The sequence below is a fragment of the Cryptosporangium arvum DSM 44712 genome (assembly GCF_000585375.1).
In the GTDB taxonomy this organism is placed as follows: Bacteria; Actinomycetota; Actinomycetes; order Mycobacteriales; family Cryptosporangiaceae; genus Cryptosporangium; species Cryptosporangium arvum.
Genome location: NZ_KK073874.1, coordinates 3,003,497 through 3,024,081, shown reverse-complemented (window position 1 = coordinate 3,024,081; position 20,585 = coordinate 3,003,497). Strand labels below are relative to the sequence as shown.

General features: G+C 73.7%; 20 protein-coding genes. 10 read left to right on the top strand and 10 right to left on the bottom strand.

All coding sequences use genetic code 11. The annotated features are described in order from the left end of the window. The first annotated feature begins 40 nt into the window (after positions 1-40). The 3 genes from CRYAR_RS14095 to CRYAR_RS14085 are packed head-to-tail and all read left to right on the top strand — an operon-like array spanning position 41 to position 3,128. Positions 41-682: a TetR/AcrR family transcriptional regulator gene (locus tag CRYAR_RS14095; RefSeq protein WP_211247443.1), complete on the top strand. Its 642-nt coding sequence runs from the start codon at positions 41-43 to the stop codon at positions 680-682. Beyond that, positions 679-1,557 carry an ABC transporter ATP-binding protein gene (locus CRYAR_RS14090; protein WP_035851168.1) on the top strand — a complete coding sequence of 293 codons (879 nt, stop codon included), beginning with the start codon at positions 679-681 and terminating at the stop codon, positions 1,555-1,557. The genes CRYAR_RS14095 and CRYAR_RS14090 overlap by 4 nt, the downstream gene beginning before the upstream one ends. After that, complete coding sequence (locus tag CRYAR_RS14085; RefSeq protein WP_035851166.1) at positions 1,557-3,128, top strand: ABC transporter permease; 1,572 nt, start codon at positions 1,557-1,559, stop codon at positions 3,126-3,128. The genes CRYAR_RS14090 and CRYAR_RS14085 overlap by 1 nt, the downstream gene beginning before the upstream one ends. A gap of 54 nt (positions 3,129-3,182) precedes the next feature. On the opposite strand, the gene CRYAR_RS14080 is transcribed toward CRYAR_RS14085, so the two are convergent. Both CRYAR_RS14080 and CRYAR_RS49550 read right to left on the bottom strand, forming a co-directional pair. Further along, complete coding sequence (locus CRYAR_RS14080; protein WP_035851164.1) at positions 3,183-4,931, bottom strand: ABC transporter substrate-binding protein; 1,749 nt, start codon at positions 4,929-4,931, stop codon at positions 3,183-3,185. Positions 4,932-5,030: 99 nt separating this feature from the next. Beyond that, positions 5,031-5,363 carry a hypothetical protein gene (locus tag CRYAR_RS49550; RefSeq protein ID WP_245620453.1) on the bottom strand — a complete coding sequence of 111 codons (333 nt, stop codon included), beginning with the start codon at positions 5,361-5,363 and terminating at the stop codon, positions 5,031-5,033. Between the two features lie 191 nt (positions 5,364-5,554). Between CRYAR_RS49550 and CRYAR_RS49545 the strand changes: the two genes are divergently transcribed. Both CRYAR_RS49545 and CRYAR_RS43035 read left to right on the top strand, forming a co-directional pair. Beyond that, the gene (locus tag CRYAR_RS49545) at positions 5,555-5,938 is read left to right on the top strand and encodes a methyl-accepting chemotaxis protein (protein ID WP_035851159.1); all 384 of its coding nucleotides are present in this window, start codon (positions 5,555-5,557) and stop codon (positions 5,936-5,938) included. 71 nt (positions 5,939-6,009) lie between these two features. Beyond that, complete coding sequence (locus tag CRYAR_RS43035; protein WP_084700461.1) at positions 6,010-7,572, top strand: histidine kinase N-terminal 7TM domain-containing diguanylate cyclase; 1,563 nt, start codon at positions 6,010-6,012, stop codon at positions 7,570-7,572. Here the strand turns inward: CRYAR_RS43035 and CRYAR_RS14060 are convergent. After that, positions 7,556-8,254: a DUF2306 domain-containing protein gene (locus CRYAR_RS14060; protein ID WP_035851157.1), complete on the bottom strand. Its 699-nt coding sequence runs from the start codon at positions 8,252-8,254 to the stop codon at positions 7,556-7,558. The two genes, CRYAR_RS43035 and CRYAR_RS14060, sit on opposite strands and share 17 nt — an antisense overlap. Before the next feature lie 57 nt (positions 8,255-8,311). Between CRYAR_RS14060 and CRYAR_RS14055 the strand changes: the two genes are divergently transcribed. The 3 genes from CRYAR_RS14055 to CRYAR_RS14045 all read left to right on the top strand — a co-directional run bounded on the left by CRYAR_RS14055 (position 8,312) and on the right by CRYAR_RS14045 (position 10,606). Next, on the top strand, positions 8,312-9,478 hold the full coding sequence (locus tag CRYAR_RS14055; protein ID WP_157017646.1) for a sensor histidine kinase: 1,167 nt from the start codon (positions 8,312-8,314) through the stop codon (positions 9,476-9,478). Further along, positions 9,475-10,134, top strand: a complete 660-nt coding sequence (locus tag CRYAR_RS14050; protein WP_035851155.1) for a response regulator — start codon at positions 9,475-9,477, stop codon at positions 10,132-10,134. Before CRYAR_RS14055 ends, CRYAR_RS14050 begins: the two co-directional genes overlap by 4 nt. 85 nt (positions 10,135-10,219) lie before the next feature. Further along, complete coding sequence (locus CRYAR_RS14045) at positions 10,220-10,606, top strand: hypothetical protein (RefSeq protein WP_211247442.1); 387 nt, start codon at positions 10,220-10,222, stop codon at positions 10,604-10,606. On the opposite strand, the gene CRYAR_RS14040 is transcribed toward CRYAR_RS14045, so the two are convergent. Continuing rightward, a complete protein-coding gene (locus CRYAR_RS14040) occupies positions 10,597-14,061 on the bottom strand; it encodes a BTAD domain-containing putative transcriptional regulator (protein WP_035862284.1) in 3,465 nt (1,154 codons plus the stop codon). The two genes, CRYAR_RS14045 and CRYAR_RS14040, sit on opposite strands and share 10 nt — an antisense overlap. Before the next feature lie 65 nt (positions 14,062-14,126). Here CRYAR_RS14040 and CRYAR_RS14035 point away from each other — a divergent pair, with 65 nt between their 5' ends. Continuing rightward, positions 14,127-14,987 (top strand): alpha/beta fold hydrolase, encoded by an 861-nt coding sequence (locus tag CRYAR_RS14035; RefSeq protein ID WP_035862282.1) that lies wholly within the window; start codon positions 14,127-14,129, stop codon positions 14,985-14,987. On the opposite strand, the gene CRYAR_RS14030 is transcribed toward CRYAR_RS14035, so the two are convergent. Continuing rightward, positions 14,956-15,555 carry a TetR/AcrR family transcriptional regulator gene (locus tag CRYAR_RS14030; RefSeq protein ID WP_035851152.1) on the bottom strand — a complete coding sequence of 200 codons (600 nt, stop codon included), beginning with the start codon at positions 15,553-15,555 and terminating at the stop codon, positions 14,956-14,958. The genes CRYAR_RS14035 and CRYAR_RS14030 overlap by 32 nt on opposite strands. Positions 15,556-15,619: 64 nt before the next feature. Here CRYAR_RS14030 and CRYAR_RS14025 point away from each other — a divergent pair, with 64 nt between their 5' ends. Continuing rightward, positions 15,620-16,759, top strand: a complete 1,140-nt coding sequence (locus CRYAR_RS14025; RefSeq protein ID WP_035851151.1) for an acyl-CoA dehydrogenase family protein — start codon at positions 15,620-15,622, stop codon at positions 16,757-16,759. Here CRYAR_RS14025 and CRYAR_RS14020 read toward each other — a convergent pair. The 5 genes from CRYAR_RS14020 to CRYAR_RS14000 are packed head-to-tail and all read right to left on the bottom strand — an operon-like array spanning position 16,736 to position 20,489. Further along, positions 16,736-17,017, bottom strand: a complete 282-nt coding sequence (locus CRYAR_RS14020; protein WP_035851150.1) for a DUF2277 domain-containing protein — start codon at positions 17,015-17,017, stop codon at positions 16,736-16,738. The genes CRYAR_RS14025 and CRYAR_RS14020 overlap by 24 nt on opposite strands. Positions 17,018-17,033: 16 nt before the next feature. Further along, positions 17,034-17,651: a response regulator gene (locus tag CRYAR_RS14015; RefSeq protein WP_035851149.1), complete on the bottom strand. Its 618-nt coding sequence runs from the start codon at positions 17,649-17,651 to the stop codon at positions 17,034-17,036. After that, on the bottom strand, positions 17,648-18,850 hold the full coding sequence (locus tag CRYAR_RS14010; RefSeq protein ID WP_051570171.1) for a sensor histidine kinase: 1,203 nt from the start codon (positions 18,848-18,850) through the stop codon (positions 17,648-17,650). Before CRYAR_RS14010 ends, CRYAR_RS14015 begins: the two co-directional genes overlap by 4 nt. Further along, positions 18,847-19,671 carry an ABC transporter permease gene (locus tag CRYAR_RS14005; RefSeq protein WP_035851148.1) on the bottom strand — a complete coding sequence of 275 codons (825 nt, stop codon included), beginning with the start codon at positions 19,669-19,671 and terminating at the stop codon, positions 18,847-18,849. The genes CRYAR_RS14010 and CRYAR_RS14005 overlap by 4 nt, the downstream gene beginning before the upstream one ends. Next, a complete protein-coding gene (locus CRYAR_RS14000) occupies positions 19,668-20,489 on the bottom strand; it encodes an ABC transporter ATP-binding protein (protein WP_157017644.1) in 822 nt (273 codons plus the stop codon). Before CRYAR_RS14000 ends, CRYAR_RS14005 begins: the two co-directional genes overlap by 4 nt. Positions 20,490-20,585: the final 96 nt, after the last annotated feature.

Genomic DNA, 20,585 nt, shown 5'->3' with positions numbered 1-20,585 from the left:
CAGTCGACTACACGGATGTATAGCCGACGAGAGGATCACCGTGCCCGACCCCGACGACCTGACCGCACGCGCCCGCATCCGGCAGGCCGCGCTCACCCAGTTCGCCGACGTCGGGTTCCAGAAAGCGACGATCCGTAGCATCGCGGCCGAGGCCGGGGTCTCCCCCGGCCTGCTCCGCCACCACTTCGGATCAAAAGAGGCGCTGCGCGACGCCGTGGACGCCTATGTCATGGACGAGATCCGCCGCACCAACGACGACGTCACGGCGGCCAGCGCGACCGGCACCTTCGGCGCCTCGGTGGACCGTGAGGCGCTCCGCCCGTTCCAGCGCTACCTCGCCCGTGCCCTGCTGGACGGATCGTCCACGATCGCGACCATGTTCGACCAGCTCGCCGCGATGACGACGCAGTGGGTCGCCGCCGCGGACGAGACCCGCACCGACCGGCCCGGCACCGACACGCACACCCGCGGCGCCCTCTACACCGCGATGGTGCTCGGCATCCCGCTGCTCCACGAGCACCTGTCCCGGGTGCTGGGCGTCGACATCCTCTCCGACGACGGCGACCGGCGCGTCGCGCTGGCGATGCTCGAGATCTACTCGCACCCGCTGATCAGCACCGAGCTCGCCGAACAGGCGCGAGCCGCCCTCTACCCGGATCCTCCCTCAAGGAGCGCACGATGACCGACGCCGTCTCGGTTTCCGGTCTCATCAAGAACTTCGGCCCCACCAGGGCCCTCAACGGGCTCGACCTCGCCGTCCGCACCGGCGAGGTCCACGGCTTCCTCGGCCCGAACGGCGCCGGGAAGACCACCACGATCCGCATCCTGCTGGGGCTGGCCCGCTCCGACGGCGGCACCGCGAGGCTGCTCGGCGGCGACCCGTGGAAGGACGCCACCACGCTGCACCGGCGCCTCGCCTACGTCCCCGGCGACGTCACGCTGTGGCCGAACCTCTCCGGCGGCGAGATCGTCGACCTGCTCGGCCGGCTGCGCGGCGGCGTCAACCAGAAGCGCCGCACCGAGCTGCTCGAACGGTTCCAGCTCGACCCCCGCAAGAAGGGCCGCGCCTACTCCAAGGGCAACCGGCAGAAGGTCGCGCTGGTCGCCGCGTTCGCGTCCGAGGCCGACCTGCTGATCCTCGACGAGCCGACCTCCGGCCTGGACCCGCTGATGGAGGAGGTCTTCCGCGCGTCGGTCGCCGAGTTCGTCGCGACCGAGGGCCGAACCGTGCTGCTCTCCAGCCACATCCTGTCCGAGGTGGAGGCGCTCGCCGACCGCGTGACGATCATCCGCGACGGCCGGACCGTGGAGAGCGGCACGCTCGCCGAGCTGCGTCACCTGTCGCGGACGTCGATCCGGGCCGAGCTGGCCGGGCCCGCGCACCTCGACCGGGTGCACGACCTGGTGGTCCGCGGGGACCGGGTCACGTTCACCGTGGAGAACGCCGACCTGGACCACGTGATGCGTCAGCTGGCCGGGATCGGCATCCGCAGCCTGGAGAGCCGGCCGCCGACGCTGGAGGAGCTCTTCCTCTCGCACTACGAGGCGGTGGCCTGATGTTCGCCGGGACCGCCACCCTGGTGCGCCTGGGTCTGCGCCTCGACCGGGTGCGCCTGCCGATCTGGGTCCTCGTGCTCGCGGTGATGCCGGCCGCCACCGCGGCGCAGTACCAGGGCCTCTACCCCACCGACGCCGACATCCGGGACGTCAGCGGCATCCTCGCCAACCCCGCACTGGAGGCGATCAACGGGGCGCTGTTCTCGGTCACGCTCGGCGGCCTCACCGCCTGGAAGATCGGCGCGACCGAGTTCGTCCTGGTCGCGCTCATGAGCCTGCTCACCGTGGTGCGCCACACCCGCGCCGAGGAGGAGACCGGCCGCCTGGAGCTGGTCGGCTCGGCCGCGACCGGCCGGTACGCACCGCTCACCGCGGCGCTGCTGGTGGCCGCGATCGCGGACGTCGCCGCCGGGGTGCTGGTGGCGGCGCTCCTCGCGGCGACCGGTCTGCCGGTCGCGGGCTCGGTCGCGTTCGGGCTGGCCACCACCGTCACCGGGCTGCTGTTCGCCGGGGTCGCGGCGGTGGCCGCGCAGCTGGTCGGCGCCGGTCGCTCCGCGACCGGGATCGCCGCCGGCGTGCTGGGGGCCGCGTACCTGGCCCGGGCGCTCGGCGACACCGGGCCGACGTGGCTGAGCTGGGCGTCCCCGATCGGGTGGGCGATGCGCACCCGCGCGTTCGCCGACGAGCGCTGGTGGGTGCCGGTGCTGACGCTCGCGGTGACCTCGGGGCTGGTGGTGCTGGCCTACGCGCTGGTCGAGCGCCGGGACGTCGGCGCGAGCCTGGTGCCGGAACGGCCGGCGCCCGGGTCCGGTTCGCTGGGCTCGCCGTTCGCGCTCGCCTGGCGTCTGCAGCGCGGGGTGCTGCTCGGGTGGATCGTCGCGATGGTGTTCGCCGGTGCGGTGCTCGGCGGCTCGGCCGACGGGCTCTCGGACTCCCTCGAGTCCAATGCGAACATCACCGATGTGCTGGCCCGGCTCGGGGGCGACGCCGGGATCGTCGACGCCTACCTCGCGGCCGTGTTCGGCATCATGGGGCTGACGATCGCGGCCTACACCGTGCAGGCGACGCTCCGGATGCGCACCGAGGAAGCGTCGCAGCGCGTCGAGCCGCTGCTGGCGACGCCGGTCGGGCGGCTGCGCTGGGCGCTGGGGCACCTGGCGTTCGCGGTGCTCGGGACGCCGCTCCTGCTGGCCGTCGCCGGGCTGGCGGGCGGGGTGACCTACGGTCTGGAGACCGCGGACGTCAGTGGGCAGGTGCCGCGCCTGCTGGCGGCCGCGCTGGTGCAGACCCCGGCGGCGTGGGTACTGGCCGGGTTCGGCGTCGCGCTGTTCGGGCTGGTGCCGCGGTGGAGCGTGCTGGCCTGGGGCGGGCTGATCGCCTGCGTCCTCGCGCTGGAGCTGGGGGCGCTGCTCGGTCTGAGCCAGTGGCTGATCGACGTGTCCCCGTTCGCCCACGTCCCGAAGCTGCCGGGCGATTCGCTCCGCACCGCGCCCCTCGTCGGGCTCACGGTGGTGGCGGCGGCGCTGGCCGCGGCCGGCCTGGCCGGCTTCCGCCGCCGGGACGTCGGCTGATGACACCGCCGCCGGGACGTCGGCTGACGTCCCGGCGGCGGAAGCCCGCGGCTACTACTTCACGAAGAGGTTGTTCAGCCCCGAGTTGCCGTACGGCGCGCTCAGGTAGATGCCGCCGATCTTCGAGCCGTACATCGTCGTCTGCTTGTCGTAGATCGCCGGGGCGATCGGCACGATCCGCGTCATCATGTCCTTGTCCAGCTTCGCCCACCGCTTGCTCGCCTCGGTGAGGTCGCTGAGCGCGAGGATCTCGTCCATCTCCTTGTTGACCTGGTCGTCGTTGAGGTACGTGATGTTCTGGTTGCCGGTCGGCGTGATCGCGCGCCCGTCGAACAGCGGCGGGATGATCGCCGCGCCGCCCGGCCAGTCCGAACCCCAGCCCTGCATGTAGACGTCGAACTGGTTGTCCTTCGCGCCGAGCACCGTGTAGTACTGGTCCTCGTCCACCGGCTGGATCGTCAGGTCGAACCCGGCCTCTTTCATGCTGCTGCGCAGGAACGCGGCCACGGCCTGGTTGCGCTCGGTGTTGCGGTAGGCGTAGGTGAGCGGCACCCGCTTGTTGCCGAGCAGCTCCTTGGCCTTCGCCGGGTCGCCGTTCTTGCCGCCGTCGTACTGGTTGTACTGCTCGTACCCGGACGTCGTCGGCGACAGGATCGTCGTCGCCGGGTCACCGGAGTACGAACCCCACACCTTCAGCAGGCCCTCGCGGTCGAGCGCGTAGTTGAACGCCTTCCGGACGTTGATGTCCTTCATCCGCTGCAGGTTGAAGTCGAACATCCAGACGAACTGCGTCGTGCCGGTGAGGATCCGCTTCTTCGCGTCCGCGTTCGCGATCACCTTCGGGTAGACGCTGGCCGGGATCTGCAGGTCCTGGAACGACAGTCCGGTCTGCGCCGCGCCCCCGTCGGCGAGGAGCAGCTCGCTGGCCTGCTCCGCGGTGCGGGTGAAGTCGACGACGTACTTCTCCGGGAACTGGTGGCGGATCGGGTCGGTCTTGGCGTCCCAGTTCGTGTTGCGCACCAGCGTCATCTGCTGGCCGCGGCGGTACTCCTGGATCTTGTACGGCCCGGACGAGAACGGCCGGTTGTCGTACTGGACCTTGGTGTCCTTCGACGGCGGCACCGGGGTCGTCGTCGGCAGCGCCATCGCGAACGGAGCGTCCGCGTGCGGCGTCGGGAAGTTGAAGACGATCGTCTTCGCGTCGGGCACCTCGACCCCCGGCGGGATCTTCGCGCCGCCGTCGTAGGGGCCCTTGTACTTCGCGTTGTAGTCACCGCTGCCGACCAGCCACTGCTGGATGTAGTGCGGGCCGTTCGGCAGGTCGGGGCTGAACGAGCGGGCGATGCCGTAGGCGACGTCGTTCGCGGTGATCGGCGTGCCGTCCTCGTACTTCAGGCCGTCCTTGAGCGTGAACTTCCAGGTCTTGCCGCCGTTGGACTCCTCACCGGTATTGGTGGTGAGGTCACCGACGAGCTCCAGCTTGCCGTCGCCGTTCTCCCGGTACTGCAGCAGCGAGCGGTACAGCAGGTTGGAGCCGACCGTCTGGGACGGCACCACGTAGTTCTGCTGTGGATCGAGATGCTCGAAGTCGCCGCTGGTGTAGATCGTGACCGTGCCTCCGGGCTTCGCGCCGGGAACGTCGGGCGCGGGGCCATCGGAGTTCTCCGCCAGCGTCGCGGACTGCGTCGCGGCCTCTTGGTTGTTGTTGTCGTCGTTGTTGTCGCTCCCGGTGTTCTTGGTGCAGCCCGCTGCCGCGAGCGCCACCGCCAGAACCCCGACGGTCACTAACTTCGCTGATCGCATCGTCGCGCGTCTCCTCCCCGTGCCGATCACAGGAGACGATCAACTCAACACACACCGCAACCGGAATTCGCAGAAAAAGATAACGAATCGGTTCCGAGCTCAGACCGGCGTACCGGCGAGCCGGTGCGGCATCGCGGTGCAGGCGCAGTCCGGAACCGCGTACCGGGTGCGCACGAGCTCCCGGCCGTCGAACGTCACCGCGGCCTCGAACACGTGGAAACCGCAGAACTCGTCGGTTCCGACGTAGCGGGTGGCGAGGTCGGCGGGCGCGAGCGGACGTCCGTCGCCGGTGCGGACCTCGAGCTCGCACAGTCCACACTGGTGCAGTGCGGCCAGCGCCGCGGGCAGCTGGTCGGCGCACACCACCCAGCGTGGCTGCCGGTCGGCCCGGGTCCCCGGGTCGCCGTAGAGCGCGTAGACGACGTCTGGCATGGCCACCTTCTTCGGCTCGTGCGGTGCCCCCATGCCGTACACGCAGCGCGACGCCTCGCTGTTCAGCCCAGTTACGGACTCATTCGCCCCAGATTTCCCACCAGCCTCAGGTGATCTGCGCGACATCCACTCAGCCGACCACCACCTCGGCCGACCGAGAACAGTGGGCCGGCGAACGGAGGAGCAGAGCGGTGCACACGGAGCAGACGACGGACGACGCGCTACGGCGATCCGCCGACGCGATCCGCGCGGTGGTGGAGGCGAGCGCCGAGATCGAGGCGTTCGTCGAGTTGCTGAACAGCGTCGCTGCGCAGACGAAGCTGCTCGCGCTCAACGCCTCGGTCGAGGCCGCCCGGGCCGGTGCGGCCGGGCGCGGGTTCGCGATCGTCGCGTCCGAGGTGAAGGACCTGGCCACGCGCACGGCCGACGGCGGCGACGCGATCCGGCGCAGCATCGACGCGCTGCGTGCGCGCGGACACGAGGCCGAACAAGCGCTGGCCCGGCTGGGCGACCAACCCGAGGACCACTCCGAAAAGCCGGGTAACTCGCGCAGAGTGCGGCCAGCCCTTCGTTGAGTTAGCTACTGTGGTGCCCTTCGCGCCCGGCGTGACGCACGGTGCGGCGGAGCGACAGGGAGGGCGGGCCGATGGGGGGTGTGCTCCTCACCGTCACGTTCTCGCTCAGCGCGCTCGCCGGGGCCGTCACCGCCGCCACCGCGTTCCGTCACCGGGCGCGGGTCCCGGCCGGTACCCCGCTGGGCGTCGCGACCACGGGGATCACCGGCTGGTCGGTGGCGGCCGCGATCAACGCCGGCGTGGGCGACCCCGCCTGGACCCTGCCGCTGGCCGCGGTCGGTATCGCCGGGCACGTCCTGATCGTCGTGGGCTACCTCGGGCTCACCGAGGTGGTCGCCGGCCGCCGGTGGCGCCCGCGCCGCCCGGTGGCGGCCCTGCTCGCCGTCGAGCCCCTGCTCGTGGTCGTCGCGCTGGCCACCGGCGTGTTCTTCGACGGTGTCGAGCGGGCCGCCGACGGCTCCTGGCAGCCGGTCTTCGGCCTGGGCTACACGCTGCACTTCCTCTACTGCTACGCGGTGACGCTGACCTGCGCGTACCGGGCGTTGCGCTACGCGTACCGGCGGTCGGCGTTCACCCGCCGGGTCGCCGGTTGGCTGGCGCTCATCGCGTTACCGCCGATCGTGGTGAACCTGGTCGCGGTCACCGTGCTGCACAACAACGACGTCACGCTGATCGGGACGGTGATCAGCGCGGGGCTCGCGTACGGCGCGCTCACCCGGCGGTCGATCGAGTGGCTCCCGATCGCCCGCGCCCAGCTCATCGACGCACTCGCCGACGGCGTCGTCGTCATCGACCGGGACGGGTTCGTGGCCGACGCGAACGCGGTCGGCCGGCAGCTGATCGTCGGCAGCGCACCGTGGGTCGACGACCCGATCGGCGTCGCGGTGGACTCGATCGACCCGACGTTCCCGCTGCTCGAACCGGAAGACACCGACTTCGTCTTCGCGTCCGGGCGCCTCGGCCTCGACCTGGAGATCCGCACCCGGGTGATCCATGACCGCACCGGGTCGTTCGCGGGCTGGGTGATGATCGCCAGGGACGTCACCGCGCACCGGGCCCAGCACCGGGCGCTGGAGGCGGCGAACGAGCAGCTCCGGGAGCAGATCACGACGATCGAGCGGCTCCGCGCCGACCTGGCCGAGCAGGCGGTGCGTGACGCGCTGACCGGTCTGCACAACCGGCGGCACCTGATGAACGTCCTCGCCGACGCCGAGCGCGGGCACACCGGGCCGCTGAGCGTCGCGCTCATCGACGTCGACCACTTCAAGCAGGTCAACGACCGGTACGGGCACGCGGCCGGTGACCGGGTGCTGGTCGCGGTGGCGCACCTGCTCGCGTCCGGGGCGCGCCCGGACGATGTGCTGGCCCGCTACGGCGGCGAGGAGTTCGTGCTGCTGCTGCCCGGGGTGGCGAGCGACGCCGCGCACACCTGCGTCGATCGGCTGCGGACGCTGGTCGCGGGCACCGCGCTGGAGGTCGCCGGGGAGACGGTGCGGGTCAGCTTCTCGGCCGGCGTGGCCTGCGGGACCGCACCCGTGGACGCCGACGCCCTGCTGGAGGCGGCCGACCTCGCGCTCTACGCGGCGAAGCGGAACGGGCGCGACCGGGTGGAGCTGGCTACGTCCGTGCGTTGAGCGGGCGCCGGTGGCCGGTCGGGCGACGGCGGCGCAGCAGCCACTCGGCGAGCAGGAGGTTCGGCACCCAGCAGAGGAACGCCGCGGCCGGGTAGGCGAGCGCGAACGCGTCGCCCTCGTCGAGGCCGGCCAGGCTCGACCCGGCGACGATCAGGACGCCGAGCCAGAGCCGGAGCATCACCCCGGCGTAGGTGAGCGCGAACGTGCGGATCGCCCAGCGGCGGTGGGCGGCGACGTCGCGGCGGCGGATCGCCGCGTAGGCCGCACCGGCGCAGGCGAGCCAGCCCAGCGCGAGCAGGCCGAACCCGGCCGTGCCGACCGGGCCGGCCTGGTTGAACGGCGCGAGCACGGCGCCCGCGACCCCGCCGACCGCGATCGCGGCGAACGTGACGCGCCCGACGACGCGGTGCACCGCGGGCACCCGGTGCCGGACGCGGGCCGAGAGCTGGAGCGGGGAGAGCACCAGCGCGGTTCCGCCGCTCACGACGTGCAGGTAGAAGAACACCTGGACGACGGCCGGGCGGTCGACGTAGTTGGCCGCGAGGCCGGCGTCGTCCGCGGCGAGCTCGGCGAGCGAGGTCGTCAGGTAGGGCAGCGGCGCGTACACCGCGATGGCGAGCGCGGACAGGCCGAGCCACCAACCGGCGGCCGCCCGTCGGATCCGGGGAGCGGTCATCGTCATGCGGTGAGCTTCGGGGGTCGCGCCCGCTGGTCACGAGCCCTTGGCGGGTGAACCGGAGTGACCCGCACGGGTGACGCCGTCGCCGCGGCGGGCGGTCACACTGGTGCGGTGTTCCGGGCCCGGGTCGACGTCGCGCTGGCAGTGGGGTTGGCCGTCGTCTCGGCGGTGCTGACCGCGGTGGTGCCGGCCGAGCCGCCGTTCCGGGCGCCGGGGGTGCTCGGCGTGGCACTGGCCGCGGTGTCGGCGCTGGCGCTGGTCGCCCGGCGAACGGCGCCGGAGACGGTCGTCGCGGTCACGTCGGCGCTGCTGGTCGTGTACGTGCTCGCCGGGTTCGACGTCGGCGTCGTGCAGTGGCCGCCGTGGATCGCGCTCTACACCTGCTTCGCGGCCGGCGGGCGGCGTCCGCGGCTGGTCGGCGCGATCGCCTGCGTGGCCGCGGTGAGCGGGTACGCCGTGTTCACCCGGGGCCCCGGCGACGCCTCGGCGCTGGCCGACGTCGCGATCATCGGCCTGCTCGCGGCGGTGGCCGGCGAGGCGACGCGGAACCGCCGGGTGGCCGTGGCCGCGTCCCGGTCCCGCGAGCTCGCGGAGGGGCGGGAGCGGGCGCTCGCGCTCGACCGGATGCGGCTCGACGAACGGACCCGGCTGGCCGGTGAGCTGCACGACGCGCTCGGCCACGCGGTGAACGTGATCGTCCTGCAGGCCGGCGTCGCGCGGCGCGTGTTCGCCGAGCGTCCCGAGTTCGCCCGCGACGCCCTGGGCACGATCGAGACGACGGGCCGGGAGGCGCTCGGCGAACTCGACCAGGTCCTGCGTGTCCTGCACCCGGACGACGCGGCGGAGACCGAGCCGCTCGGACCGCGAGGGATCGACGGGGTGGACGAGCTGGCGGAGCGGGTGCGTGCGGTGGGGCGGGAGGTGACCGTGGAGATCGAGCCGGTGGAGCTGGGGCCGGGCGCCGGGCGGGCGCTGTACCGGATCGTCCAGGAGGCGCTGACCAACGCGGTCCGGCACACCGAATCGGGGCGGATCCGCGTGTCGGTGACGCCCGACGGCGAGCACGTGCGCGTCCTGGTGTTCAACGAGGCCACCGGGCTGGCCCGGCCGCAACCCGGCCGTGGCCTGGTCGGCATGCGCGAACGTGCCCGACTGGCCGGCGGCACCCTCGAGGCCGGCCCGGTCGACGGCGGCTTCCAGGTGCTGGCCACACTGCGCGCCGCATGATCCGCGTCCTGCTCGCCGACGACGACGCGCTGGTCCGCACCGGGCTGCGGGTGCTGCTGGAGGCCGAACCCGACCTCGAGGTGGCCGGCGAGGCCGCGACCGGCTCCGACGCCGTGGCGGCGGCCCGGCGTCACCGCCCCGACGTCGTCCTCATGGACGTGCGGATGCCCGGCCGGGACGGGGTCTGGGCGACCCGCCGGATCGTCGCCGGGCCGTCCCCCCGGCCGCGCGTGCTCGTCCTGACGACCTTCGACCTCGATCAGATCGTCGAGGACGCGCTGGCCGCCGGAGCCGACGGTTTCCTGCTCAAACGGTCGAGCCCCGAGCAGCTGATCGCCGGGATCCGGGTCGTGCACGCCGGCGACGCGCTCGTCGCTCCCGAGGTCACGCGCCGGCTCCTGACGACGCTGGCCGGGCGTCGGGCACCCGAGCGGCACCGGCTCGCGCTGCCAGACCCGCTCACCGAGCGCGAGGTCGACGTGCTCCGCGCGCTCGCCGAGGGCTGGTCGAACGCGGAGATCGCGGCCGCGCTGAGCGTCTCGATCGAGACCGTGCGCACGCACGTGAAGCGGGTACTGACCAAGCTCGGCGTCCGCGACCGTACCCAGGCGGTGGTCTGGGCCTTCCGCACCGGTTTCCTCGACCGCGAAGATTGACCGGCTATGCCCGCTTTTTGGGCTAGCTCACAGCGGAATCTTGGTTAAGGCCGGGCATGATCGTAGGGATCTTGCACCGGGTTTCATGGGGAGCACGTTGGACGAGAATCGAGCACGCCGGGTCGTCGACGCCCTCCGCGACCGGGGCGTCGACGCGTACCCGGCCAAAGTGAGCGTCTACCAGTTCGGGGTGGGCGTGAACCTCTCGGAGAAACGCCAGGCGATCTGGGACTCCGACGGGACGGCGGGTCTCGAGGCCCAGGTGATGCGTAACGGTGTGCTGGTCGGGTTCGTCCCGACGATCGAGGGCTCGGAGTTCTTCGACGAGGAGCAGACGATCGACGCGATCGTGCGCACCGACTACGACCAGCCGATCGCCCGCCGCCTGGCCACCGCTCCGCCGCAGGCACCGCCTCTCCCCCGCTCCGGGGGTGTGTTCCGCCGCTTCTTCGACGGCTTCCGCTACCGCTGAGACCCGCTCGCGCGCGCGAACACGCGGGCGGCGTGCCGGTGGTGGGCGGCGGCCTCGTCCGGCCGGTCGAGCGCCGCGGCCAGGTCACCCAGGTAGTGCGCGACCGGAGCCAGCGTGAGCATGCCGCTGCCCGCACCGGCCAGCTCGTCCCGCGCGGGCAGCAGCGCGTCGTGGAGCCGGAGCATCAGCGCGCGGTCGCCGGTGCGCACGGCGAGCAGCGCGTGCAGGACGGTGCGGGCCTCGTACAGGAGGTCCCGGGGCGACTCCGGGACCTCCGGCGTCCCGCCCCGGCCGGGGAGCAGCGGGCGGACCCAGGGCTCGAACGCCCCGAAATCGCCGGACGCGAACTCCGCGAGCGGCTCGCCGCGGCGCACGGCCTCGCAGAAGCGCGCGAGCGGGGCGATGCCGCGGTCCAGGCCGGGCATCTCGGGGCCGCCGAGGTGGGCCGCGGCGGCGCGGTAGCGGCTCGCCGACTCGGCCGTGCGCCCTCCGAGCGACGCCCGCATCGCGCGGTACCAGTCGGTGAAGACGCTGACCAGCGGGGACTGGTAGCGCTCGCCGAGGCGGTCGACGGTGTCCGCGTGCGCGTCGGCGGCGGTGAGGTCGGCCAGCGCGGACCGGGCCTGCAGCAGGACGAGGTGGCCGAGGATCTCGAACGCCCGGAGTTCGGCGCGTTCGGAGAGCGCGACCAGCTCGGCCCCGATGCGTGCCCGCTCGGGGGCCAGCCCGGCGCGTCCGAACGAGTGCATGAACCGGGCGTTGAGCGCGAAGGCCAGCACACCGGGGTCGCCGAGCTCCCGGGCGAGCTGTTCGGCCTCACGGGCGGCCGCGGCGGCCCGTGCTCCCCCGGCGCTGCGTAGTTCCAGCGCGAGCGTGGCGAGCAGTCGGCTGCGGTCGGCGCTCCGGCCGGCGGGCAGCGCGGTGAGCGTCCGCTCGGTGACCTGGGCGAGGTGCCGCGCCAGCACCGGGTCGTCGGCGTCGGGCCAGAGCGCCGGGGCGTCGAAGGCCCCGATCACGTGCGCGGTGAGCACCGGGTCGCCGATCGTGCCGGCGAGCTCGACCGCCTCGGCGCGCCGGGTGCGCGCCGCCGCGAGCCGCCCGGTGAGCGCGAGCGCCCGCACGGTGCCCATGATCAGGTCCAGCCGGGTCCGCACGGCCGCGGCGGCCCGCGCCGGGCCCGCCGCGGCGGGAAGCGTCGGGACGGTCGCGGCGGGCTCTGTCGGGACGGTCGCGGCGGGCTGCGTCGGGACGGTCGCTCCGGGCTGCGTCGGGAGCGCGGCGGGCTGCTTGTCGAAGGCTTCGAGTGCGGCGTTCCAGTAGCGGAGGGCGTCGGCGGGGGCGGCGCGGCGCTCGGCGCGTTCGGCGGCGCCGCGCGCGTAATGGACGGCGCGGCCGGCCGTGGCCGGGTCGTCGGCGAGGACGTAGTGGGTGGCGAGCGCCTCCACGTCGTCGGGGCGGAGCGTCTCCAGCGCGGCCGCGGCGGCGGCGTGCCAGCTCGCACGGCGGGCCGCGGAGACGTCACCGGCCAGCGCGTCGCGGACCAGCGCGTGGGCGAACGTGAACCGGCGCGGACCGCGCTCCACCAGGAAACCGGCGGCGGTGGCCGCGTCCACGGCGTCCAGGACGGTGTCCGCGTCGCCGGCGAGCACGGTGTGCAGGGCGGGGTCGAGGTCCGGGCCGAGCACCGCGGCGCGGCGCAGCACGGCCTGCGCCGGCTCCGGCAGCGCCGCGACCCGGTAACGCACCACGTCGCGGACGCCCGGCGGGACCGCGGCCAGGTCGCCGTCGTCCGCCACCAGCCGGGCCAGCTCGCGGACGAAGAACGGGTTGCCGCCGCTGCGGCGGTGGATCGTCGCCGCGGTGCCGGCGTCGACGTCCCGCCCGATCGTGGCGCGCACCACCGCGGGGATCTCGGCCGCGGGCAGGCCGCGGAGGTAGAGCCGGGCCGGTTCGGTGCGCGCGACCCGGCCCAGGGTCTCGGTCAGCGCCGGGGGCACGTCCGTCGAGCGGTGCGTGGCCAGCACCAGCACCGGTCCGGCCGGTGGTTCGGTCACGACGGCGGCGAGCAGCGCCAGCGTCTCGGTTCCGGCCCACTGCAGGTCGTCGACGACGACCAGCAGCGGAGCCGCGCGCGCGGCGTTCTCCAGCCGGGCCGCCACCGCGCGGTGCCGCTCGAACCGGGAGAGCCCCGGGTCGGCGGCCGAGCCGGGCACGGTCTCGAGGAGCTGGGTCCAGGCCTCGAGGTCGGGGCGCGCGCGGTCGTCGGGGTTGGTGCCCCAGGCCGTCGTCCACCCGGCGGCCGCCAGCCCGGCCGCGAACGTGCTGACCAGCGCGGATTTGCCGGCCCCGGCCTCGCCGGAGACGAGCGCCAGCCGGAGCAGGCGCCGGGCGCGGACGTCGGCCGCGACCGCGGCCAGCTGGGCGCTCTCCTCCGCCCGTCCGACCAGCCCGGTCGCCGAGCCGGGCGGAACGGGAATCCGGACCGGGCCGCGCCCGCCCGACGGCGCCGCTTCCGGCCCGCGCTCGGCGAACGCCGGTCCCGGCCCGCGCTCGGCGGAAGCCGGTCCCGGCCCGCGCTCGGCGGGTGGCGAACCCGCCCGGCGGCGCTCGGCGGGTTCCGCCGGGCGACGCTCGACGGGTTCCGCCGGGCGACGCTCGACGGGTTCGGCCGGGCGGCGCTCGGCGGAACCCGCCGGGGCCGGGAGGTGCAGTGACTCGGACTGGGCCAGGATGTCGGCCTCCAGGCGCCGGAGACCGGGGCCGGGGTCGAGGCCGGCGCTGTCGGCCAGGATCCGGCGGGCGCGGCGGAGGGCGGCGAGCGCGTCGCTCTGGCGCCCCGCGCGGTAGAGCGCGAGCGCGTACAGGCGCCAGGCTCCTTCGCGGCCCGGGTGGGCGCCCACCTGCGCCTCCAGGTCCGGCACCGCCTCCGCCGGGCGATCGAGCCCGAGCAGCGCGTCGGCCCTGCGCTCGACCGCGAGCAACCGCAGCTCGTCGAGGCGGGTGGCTTCCGCGCGCGCCCAGGGGGCGTCGGCGAAGTCCGCGTAGGCCGGTCCACGCCATTCCCCGAGCGCCGACTCCAGCGACGCCAGCGCCGCCGCCGGGAGGAGATCCCGGCTCCCGGTCACCGCGCGCTCGAACCGCAGCGCGTCCACGGCGTCGGGGTCGACTCGGAGCGCGTAGCCGGGGCCGGACGTCACCAGGACACGCGCGGGTGCCCGGGGCGCGCGCTCGGGCTCCAGTGCCCGGCGCAGCGCCGCCACGAACGTCTGGACCGCCCCGACCGCTCCGTCCGGCGCGGCGGTGCCCCACAGGTCGTCGATCAACCGGTCCACCGTGACCATCCGGCCGCGGGCCACCAGCAGCCGGGCCAGTACCGCCCGGTGACGTGGGCCTTTCACGTCCAGCGGACCGGCGGGACCCAGCGCCAGGAGCGGACCCAGCACACCGAACCGCAGCACACCGGAACCCTACTCAGTCGACGCTGATCGGCTGCTGACCAGCCCGGGGCACGGTGGTCGGCATGTACATCCACGGATTCGACTACCAGCGGGTTCCGACGGCCGACGGGGTGGCGCTGAACGTCGCCACGGCCGGCACCGGCACCCCGATCGTCCTGCTGCACGGCTTCCCGCAGACCCACCTGATGTGGCGGCACGTGGCCGCCGACCTGGCCGCCGACCACACGGTGATCGTTCCCGACCTGCGCGGCTACGGCGACAGCGACAAACCCGCCGAGGGCTACGCGAAGCGCACGATGGCCGCGGACGTCGTCGCGGTCGCGAAGGCGCTGGGGCACGACCGGTTCGCGCTCGCCGGGCACGACCGCGGGGCGCTGGTGGCGATCCGCGCCGGCCTGGACCACCCGGACACGATCACGCACCTCGCCTCGCTCGACGTCCTCCCGACGCTGGAGAGCTGGGACGTGCTGCGCGGCGTGCGCGCGTCGGTCGGGTACCACCTGTTCCTGATGGCCCAGCCGCCCGGCCTGCCGGAGAAGATGATCGGCGCGGTTCCGGACGAGTTCTTCGGCTCGTTCCTCGACGCCTGGGCGCAGAACCCGGACGCGATCCCGGCCGACGTCCGGGCCGAGTACCTGCGGGCCTCGCGGAACGCGGTCACCTCGATCGTGGCCGACTACCGCGCCTCGGCGACGATCGACCTCGAGCACGACGCCGCCGACAAGGAGGCCGGCCACCGGCTGTCGATGCCGGTCACCGTGCTCCAGCAGGACTGGGGCGCCGCGCTCGGCTTCGACGCCGCCGCGATCTGGCGCGCCTGGGCCGCCGACCTCGACCACCGGCTGGTCACCGCCGGGCACTTCATGGCCGAGGAGGCACCGGCCGAGGTGATCAAGGCGATCCGCGACCTGCTGGCTCGCTGACGCGCAGGCCGGTGGTGACGAGCGCCGCGAGCTCGGTGTAGGCCTCGGCGTCGGTGAGACCCGTGGCCGCGGCGACCTCGCGGCGCTGGATGCGCACCATCGTCGACGCGACGACGTCGGCCACGAAACCGGTGTGCACGTCACGGAACGCCCCGGCGGCCACGCCTTCGTCGACGAAGGCCCGGATCCGCGCGGCGGCGGCCCGGGTGTTGCGCTCGTAGATCTCCGCGGCCGGTGCGAACGCGGCGACGTCGTCGATGAACGCGGCCGACGCCGGGCGCAGCGCGTCGGCCACCGACGACAGGTAGACGGCGATGCGCCCGGCCGGGTCGGGGACGTCCCCGGTGGCCTGCTCCACGGCCGCCGTGGCGTTCCGGAAGAAGTGCACCACCGCCGAGCGGACCAGCTGCTCCTTGCTGCCGGCCAGCGCGTACAGCGTGCGCTTCGAGCAGTGCAGCCGGGCGGCGAGGTCGTCGAGCGTGAACGACGCGAAGCCCTCGGCCAGGAGCAGCTCGACGAGCGCGTCGAGCAGCTCGGTGCGGCGGGCGGCACCGCGGCGAACGGTCACGTCGCGAGATCTAACCACGGCTATTGGGGACGGTTCCACAGTACCGTTAATGGTACCGTTAACTATGCCCGTCGATCGTTTGCTCCCCAGCACCGAAGCCGCCGACCTGATCGAGCTCACCCGGGACATCGCCGACAAGGAGCTCGCGCCCCGGGTCGACGCGCACGAACGCGCCGAGACCTACCCCGACGGCCTGTTCGCGACGCTCGGCGCGGCCGGGCTCCTGGGCCTGCCCTACCCGGAGGAGTTCGGCGGGGGCGGTCAGCCCTACGAGGTCTACCTTCAGGTCCTCGAGGAGCTGGCCGCGCGGTGGGCGGCGGTCGCGGTGGCCACCAGCGTGCACGGGCTCTCGTGCTACCCGCTGGCCACGTTCGGCTCCCGGGAACAGCAGGAGCGCTGGCTCCCCGAGGCGCTCGGCGGCTCGCTCGTCGGCGGCTACAGCCTCTCCGAGCCGCACGCCGGGTCCGATGCGGCCGCGCTGACCTGCCGGGCCGACGCGGCCGACGGCGGGTACGCCGTGACCGGGCAGAAGGCGTGGATCACCCACGGCGGCAAGGCCGACTTTTACGCGCTGTTCGTGCGGGCCCCGGCCGGCATCACGTGTTTCCACGCGCCCGGGGCCGTGGAGGGCCTCACGTTCGGCGCGCCCGAGGAGAAGATGGGGTTGCACGCGATCCCGACCACGGCCGCGTTCTGGGACGGCGCGTTCCTCTCCGCGGACCGGCGGGTCGGCACCGAGGGTCAGGGCCTGCAGATCGCGTTCAGCGCGCTGGACTCCGGCCGGCTCGGCATCGCCGCCTGCGCCACCGGCCTCGCGCAGGCCGCGTTGGACACCGCCACCGCCTACGCCAACGAGCGCACGACGTTCGGCCGAAAGATCATCGACCACCAGGGCCTGGGGTTCCTGCTCGCGGACATGGCCGCGGCCGTCGACTCGGCCCGCGCCACGTACCTGGACGCCGCCCGGCGACGCGACGCCGGCCGCCCGTACGGGCGACAGGCCAGCGTCGCGAAGCTCGTCGCCACCGACGCGGCGATGAAAGTGACCACCGACGCCGTGCAGGTGCTCGGCGGGTACGGCTACACCAGGGACTTCCCGGTCGAGCGGTACATGCGCGAGGCCAAGATCATGCAGATCTTCGAGGGCACGAACCAAATCCAGCGCCTGGTGATCAGCCGGTCATTGGCCGTCGAAGGGGCCTAGCCCGAGGCGGGCCCGCACGGCCGGGCGGCGCAGCGGCGGCACGGTGGCCGGCTCGCCGCGGCGGGCGGGCAGCTGGGCCAGCAGCCCGCGGGTGATCTCGGCGATCTGCTGCACCGCCTCGTCCATCGCCGGGGCGACCCCCGGGTTCGGCTTGCCGATCCCGGTGACCTTCCGGATGAACTGGGCCGCCGCCGCGGTGATCTCGTCCTCGGTGGCGGGCGGCTGGAGGCCACGGAGCTCAGTGATGTTGCGGCACATGCCCTCGACCGTAGGTCTAGAGCAGGCCGCGCGCCATCGCCGTGGTGACCGCGGCGGTGCGGTCGGAGACGTCGAGCTTGGTGAACGTCCGCAGCAGGTGCGTCTTCACGGTCGCCTCGCTGATGTGCAGCCGCGCGCCGATCTCGGCGTTCGTGAGCCCCTGCCCGACCAGCGTGAGCACCTCGAGTTCGCGCGCCGAGAGCTGCGGCCCGGCAGGGCGGCGCACCTGCTGCACCAGCCGCCCGGCCACCGACGGCGCCAGCACGGTCTCGCCCCGGCTCGCCGCGCGCACCGCGGCGGTCAGCTCCGCCCGCGACGCGTCCTTGAGCAGGTAGCCCGCGGCCCCGGCGTCGACCGCGCGCAGGATGTCGGCGTCCGTGTCGTAGGTCGTCAGCACCACGACGTGCGCCGTCCTCACCTCGGCCCGGATGCGGCCGGTGGCGGTCGCGCCGTCCCCGCCCGGCATGCGCAGATCCATCAGGACGACGTCCGGGCGCAGCGTCCGGGCCAGGACCACCGCCTCCGGACCGGACCCGGCCTCCCCCACCACCTCGAGGTCCGGCTCGGCGTCGAGCATGCCCCGCAGCCCGTCCCTGACCACCGGGTGATCGTCCACCAGCAGCACCGTGATCATCGGGGCACCTCGCAGGTCACCGTCGTGCCGGCGCCGGGCGCCGAGCGGATCGTCAGGGTGCCGCCGAGCTGCTCGACCCGGCTGCGCATGCCCGACAGGCCGTAGCCGGACCGGGCGGCTCCGGCGTCGAAGCCGGCGCCGTCGTCGTCGACCGTGAGCGTCACGGCACCGTCGTGCGTGATCAGGTCGACGGTCACGGTGGCGGCGCCGGCGTGCTTGCGGACGTTCGTCAACGCTTCCTGCACGGTCCGCACCAGGACCACCTCGACCCGGGTGGGCAGCACCGGCGGGACGTCCACGGCGCAGGTGGCGTCGACGCCCGTCTCCTCGCCCAGCCGGGCGACCTGCTTCTCGATCACCTCGACGAGTGTGCCGGTGCCCAGCTCGGCCGGTGCGAGCACGGTGACCATCGCCCGCGCCTCGGCGAGGTTCTCCCGCGCGGTACGCACCGCGAGCGCGAGCCGCCGGTCGGCGCTGCCCCGGTCGGTGTCGAGCTCGGTCTCCGCGGCCTGCACCAGCGTGACGATGCTGGTGAAGCCCTGGGCGAGGGTGTCGTGGATGTCCGCGGCCAGCCGGGTGCGCTCGGCGGCCACTCCGGCCTGATGCGACAGTGCCGCCACCTCGGCCCGGCTGGCTTCGAGTTCGGCGATCAGCCGGGCGCGTTCGGCGCTCTGCCGGCCGACGTTGACGATCGAGGCCCCGATCAGCGCCGTGAACGTGAGGCCGAGCACCGCGATGCCGATCGTGTCGCGGGCGGCGTCGAGGCTGGCTTCGCGCAGGCCGTTGATCGGGATCGGCGCGAGGTTGAGGACCGCGATCGCGACGAACGCCGACCGCAGGCGCAGGCAGAGAAACGCGATCGGGCAGACCGCGAACAGCGCGAACGACGAGATGCCGTCGGAGGCAACGCAGACGCCGAAGACGACGACGACCCCGGCGACGTAGGCCAGGGCGGCGGGGCGGTCGGGCGAGTCGGCGTCGTCGTCGGCGCGGGCGAACCGGCGGCCGATCACCGCCCAGCTCAGGCCGATCAGCGCGAGGCAGGCGATCGAGAGGCCCTGGCGGGTGGACGTGGTCTCGCTGCCCGAGGCGACCAACGCGATCAGGGCGGCGACGCTGACCGCCACGTACGCGTCCCACGGCCACAGCCACCGCCGCGACCCGTCGGTCGCGGCGATGGCTGCTGTTCCGAGCGTCACGCGGTCCGCCGGTCGTTCCAGCGGAACGTCGCCAGCGCGAGCACCAGCCCGGCGACGCACCAGGCGCCCAGTACCAGCGCGATCCGGCCGTGCTCCCACTGCCCCGCCACCTCCTGCGCCGCCAGCTCGTCCGGCAGGAACACCGACCGGAAACCCTGCCCCATCCACTTCACCGGGAAGACCGAGGCGATCTTCACCATGGTCTCCGGAAGCGACGCGATGTCGACGAAAATGCCCGAAACGAACTGCAGCGCGAGCACCGGCAGGTTCAGCACCGCCGCGGCGCTCTTCGCCGAACGCACGAGCGCACTCACCGCGATCCCGAACAGCGTGCACGCGATCACCGAGAGCGCGAACAGCCAGCCGAACGTCACCCAGCGGCCGGCCTCGGTGGGCAGCTCCAGGTCGAACACGACCACCCCGACGCCGAGTACCAGCGCGATCTCGGCCGCCGTGGTGACCATGACCAGCATGACCTTGCCGATGAGGTACGCGGTCGCGGTCACCGGCGTGCCGTGCAGGCGCTTGAGCGTGCCGTCCTCCCGGTCGGACGCGATGCCGGTGCCGATGCTCAGGAACGCCGTCGACAGGATGCCGTACGCGATCATGCTGGCCGCGAAGATCTGGGAGACGGTGGTGCCCGGGAAACCGTTCAGCGGCTCGTCGAAGATGAAGCCGAGCATCAGCAGCAGGAACGCCGGCAGCGTGAACGTGAAGATCACCGCGTCCTTCTCCCGGAAGAACTGGCGGATCTCCAGCCGGCCCCGGGAGAGGCCGAGGCGCAGCGTCGAGGGCAGGGGGGCGGCGAGCGTTGCGGTCATCGGTCCGCTCCGATCAGGTCGAGGTAGACGTCTTCGAGGCTGCGTCGTTCGACCCGCAGGTCGGTGGGGTCGTCGAGCGTCGCCAGCAGGCCGGCCGGGTCGTCGGTGGCGACCGAGTGGCGGCCGTCGGCGTCGCGCCAGGTGACCGTGGCCCGCCCGTCCCGGCCGCCGAGGTCGGCGGGGGTACCGGCGGCGACGATCCGGCCGCCGGCCAGCACCGCGATGCGATCGGCTAGCGCCTCGACCTCGTCGAGGTAGTGGCTGGTGAGCACGATCGTCGTTCCGTCGCCGGCCAGGGCGCGGATGAGCTCCCAGAAGCTCCGGCGGGCCTCCGGGTCGAAGCCCGTCGTCGGCTCGTCCAGGAACAGCAACTCCGGGGCGCCGACGATGCCGAGCGCGACGTCGACGCGCCGGCGCTGGCCGCCGGAGAGCGTACGCAGCTTCGCGCCGGCCTTGGCGTCGAGACCGCACCGGGCGATCACGTCGTCGGGGTCGTGGGGAGCCGGGTAGTACCCGGCGACGTGACGCACGATCTCGCGGACCGTGAGCTCGGGGGCGTCGGTCGCGCTCTGCAGCACGATGCCGAGCCGGGCGCGCCAGCGGCGCCCGGCCGTGCCGGGGTCCTCGCCGAGTACCCGGACGGCCCCGCCGTCGCGGCGGCGGTGACCTTCCAGGATCTCGACGGTCGTGGTCTTTCCGGCGCCGTTCGGGCCGAGCAGCCCGAACACTTCGCCGCACTCGACCCGCAGGTCGATGCCGTCGACGGCGGGGTGCCCGCCGTAGGTCTTGCGGAGCTCGGATACCTCGATGACAGCCATGCATCGAGCGTCCCGCCCGGCCGGCTCCCCCGGGACGACCACCGGACTGAACCCGCCTGTCCACCGACCGGTGGACAGGCGGTCACGTCAGGCGGT